Raw genomic sequence first — 3378 nt, forward strand, 5'->3', positions numbered from 1 at the left:
GGCCATCATGATCTACCTGCTGATCCGCCTGCCCCCGGCGCGGCGGGCGCCGGGGGCAGGCGGATCAGCAGGTAGATCATGATGGCCATGGCCGGCAGCGCCGCCGCGGTGGTCAGCAGGAAGAAGTCGGGCCAGCCCAGCCATTCGGCCAGCCAGCCGGAGCTGCCGCCGATGGTGCGCAGCGGCACGGCGGCGAGCGACGACAGCAGCGCATACTGGGTGGCGGTGAAGGCCCGGCTGGTCAGGCTGGACAGGTAGGTGACAAAGGCCGCGTCAGCCAGGCCGTCGGTGAAATTCTCGATGCCGACCTGGGCCCAGAGCATGGGCACGTCGTGGCCGGCATGGGCGAGCGCCACATACATCAGGTTGGACAGCATCTGGCCCAGTCCGGTCAGCACCAGGGCGCGGGCGGTGCCGATGCGCACCACCAGCCAGCCGCCGGCGAGCGCCCCCAGCAGCGTGGCGAACAGGCCGAAGACGCTGCCGACGGCGGCGACCTCGGTGCGGCTGAAGCCGAGCTCGCGGTAGAAGGGGGCGACCATCACGCCGGCCATGGCCTCGCCCAGCTTGAAGAGGGCGATGAACAGCAGGATGGCCAGCCAGTGTTTGCGGCGGACGAAATCGGCGAAGGGGTCGATGATGGCGGCGCGCAGCCGGGCGGACCAGGCCATGGCGGCGCGCGGGGCGGCAGCGGCGGGCTCCGGCCCCAGCCAGACGGCCAGGAAGCCGATGCCGATCAGCGCCGCGCAATAGGTGAAGGCCAGCGGCCAGCCGGCGAATTCGGCGACCGTCAGCGCGCCGGCATTGGCCGCCAGCATGGCGCCCCGATAGCCCCAGACGTAGTAGGCGAGGCCCAGCCCCTGCTGGCGCTCCTCCAGGAACTCGATGCGGTAGGCGTCGATGACGATGTCCTGGCTGGCCGAGAGGAAGGCGACCAGCACCGCCACCATCACCGTCAGCGCCGGATCCACCGCGGGGTTGGTGAAGCCCAGCGCCAGGATGGCCAAGGCGAGCACCGGCTGGATGCTGGCCAGCCAGCCGCGGCGCCGGCCCCAGCGGCGGAAGAAGGGCGGCGGCGCGTGGTCGATCAGCGGCGACCACAGGAATTTCAGCGAATAGGACAGACCGATCAGCGCGGTGAAGCCGATCGCCGCCAGCGAGATGCCGGATTCCGACATCCACTGCCGCAGCACGAAAGCGGTCAGCGGCAGCGGCACCCCGGCAGAGAAGCCGAGGGCCAGCATGATCAGGAAGCGGCGGTCATTCGCGATCGCGGGGAGGAGGCGGGCCATTGGCTGGCAAACTGCCATGCCGGCGGCGGCTTTTGAACCGCGCCGAGGGAGAAGGGGCGAAAATCCCTGCCGCGTTGATCACTGCGCAAATCGCGCAGAAAAACCGGTGGCCTGACCCAGGTGTCTTCGCCATCATGCGGAAAATGCGCAGAGGCTCCACGCAGAACTCCTGTCTTCCGCCATAAAACTGCGTGATCCGCGCAAGAATCGATTGACTCTGCGCCTCCGCGGGCAGAAGGAACCCGCCAGACTTGCGCATTTCGCGCACAACGAAGGCCTGGGGGCCCTGGCTCCGGGTCAGCGAGGACGTTGATGCAGATACCGATCAAGCGTGGCATCGAGGCGGTGCCCGGCGGCATGATGGTGGTGCCGCTGGCGCTCGGCGCCCTCATCGCCACCTTCTTCCCCGACACGCCGAAGTTCTTTGGCTCCTTCACCGGGGCGCTGTTCAACGGCTCGCTGACTATCCTCGCGGTCTTCTATGTCTGCATGGGCGCCAGCATCGACTTCAAGGCGACCCCCTACATCCTGAAGAAGGGTGGCACGCTGTTCGGCGTGAAGGTCGGCATGGCGATGATCCTGGGCGTGATCTTCGGCCAGGTCCTGGGCGAGGCCCCGGTCGGCGCCGGCCTCTTCGCCGGGCTGTCGACGCTGGCCATCGTCGCCGCGATGAACGACACCAATGGCGGCCTCTACATGGCGCTGATGGGCCAGTATGGCGAGCCGCGCGATGTCGGCGCCTATACCGTCATGACGCTGGAATCCGGCCCCTTCCTGACCATGATCACGCTGGGCGTCGCGGGCCTCTCGGCCTTCCCCTGGCCGACGCTGGTGGGCTCGATCCTGCCGCTGCTGGTCGGCATGCTGCTGGGCAACCTGGACCGCGAGATGCGCGCCTTCCTGAGCAAGGCGATCCCGGTGATGATCCCCTTCTTCGCCTTCGCGCTGGGCAGCGGCCTGGATCTCGCGAAGGTGTGGCAGGCCGGGCTGCTGGGCCTGGGCCTCGGCGTCGCCGTCGTCGTGGTCACCGGCATCCCGCTGTTCTTCGCCGATCGCGCCATCGGCGGCACGGGCGTCGCCGGCGTCGCCGCGGCGTCCACCGCCGGCAACGCGGCGGCGGTGCCGGCCATCGTGGCCGCCGCCAACCCGGTCTATGCCGATGCCGCGGCCCACGCCACCATCCTGGTCGCGGCCGCCGTCATCGTCACCACCGTGCTGGTGCCGCTGCTGACCGCCTGGACCGCCCGCCGCTTCGGCGGAAGGCGGGACGGCGCGCCGCAGGCCTGAGGGAGAAGACGCATGGCCGTCCTGCCGCCGCGCTGGTTGATCCTGGCCGATGACCTGACCGGCGCGGCCGACTGCGCCATCGCCTTCGCCCGCCGCGGCCTCGCCGCCTCGGTGGGCTGGCACGGCGCGGCAGCGGGGCAGGGGCCGGTCGCCGCCCCCGCCGTGCTGGCGATCGATGCCGACAGCCGCCGCCTCGATCCTGTCGCGGCGGCCGCGCGGCATGTGGCGCTTCTCGCCGCGCATCACGGCGCCGGCGTCGGGCTGATCAAGAAGATCGATTCGACCTTGCGCGGCCAGCCCGCCGCGGAACTCGCCGCCACCTGCGCAGCACTGCGCCAGGCCGGCCAGCCGCGCCTGGCCATCGTCGCCCCCGCCTTCCCGGCCACCGGCCGCACCACGGAAGCCGGCAGCATCCGGCTGGGCGGCGTGGCGCTGGAGACCACGCCGCTCTGGGCGCGCGACCACAGCTATGACAGCGCGCATCTGCCGGGAGTGCTGCAGGGCGTGGGCCTGTCCGCCCGCCACCTGCCGCTGGCCGTCATCCGCAGCGGCCCCGCCAGCCTGGCCACCGCCCTGCAGCAGGCCATCGCCGAAGGGCTGGACGCCGTGGTCTGCGACGCGGCGGAGGCCTGCGACCTCGACCGCCTGGCCGCCGCCAGCCTGCCGATGGCGGAGGAAGTCCTCTGGGTCGGCTCCGGCGGCATCGCCGCGGCGCTGGCCGCCACCCTGCCGCCCGCCGCCGAGCCGGCCGCACTCCCCATCCTGCCGCCCGCCGCCGGCGGCGGGCGGCAGGATGGGG

The 3378-nt window shown here is 71.4% G+C and carries 3 protein-coding genes; 2 read left to right on the forward strand and 1 reads right to left on the reverse strand.

The window, feature by feature from the left end:
- Positions 1-5 precede the first annotated feature (5 nt).
- Positions 6-1292: an AmpG family muropeptide MFS transporter gene (locus BKE38_RS29680; RefSeq protein ID WP_076960672.1), complete on the reverse strand. Its 1287-nt coding sequence runs from the start codon at positions 1290-1292 to the stop codon at positions 6-8.
- 312 nt (positions 1293-1604) lie between these two features.
- Here BKE38_RS29680 and BKE38_RS29685 point away from each other — a divergent pair, with 312 nt between their 5' ends.
- Both BKE38_RS29685 and BKE38_RS29690 read left to right on the forward strand, forming a co-directional pair.
- Positions 1605-2579 (forward strand): 2-keto-3-deoxygluconate permease, encoded by a 975-nt coding sequence (locus BKE38_RS29685; RefSeq protein ID WP_076960673.1) that lies wholly within the window; start codon positions 1605-1607, stop codon positions 2577-2579.
- Positions 2580-2591: 12 nt separating this feature from the next.
- A partial coding sequence (locus BKE38_RS29690) for a four-carbon acid sugar kinase family protein (protein WP_131829809.1) occupies positions 2592-3378 on the forward strand: 787 nt, incomplete at its 3' end.

This window comes from Teichococcus deserti (genome assembly GCF_001982615.1).
GTDB classification, from domain to species: Bacteria; Pseudomonadota; Alphaproteobacteria; order Acetobacterales; family Acetobacteraceae; genus Pseudoroseomonas; species Pseudoroseomonas deserti.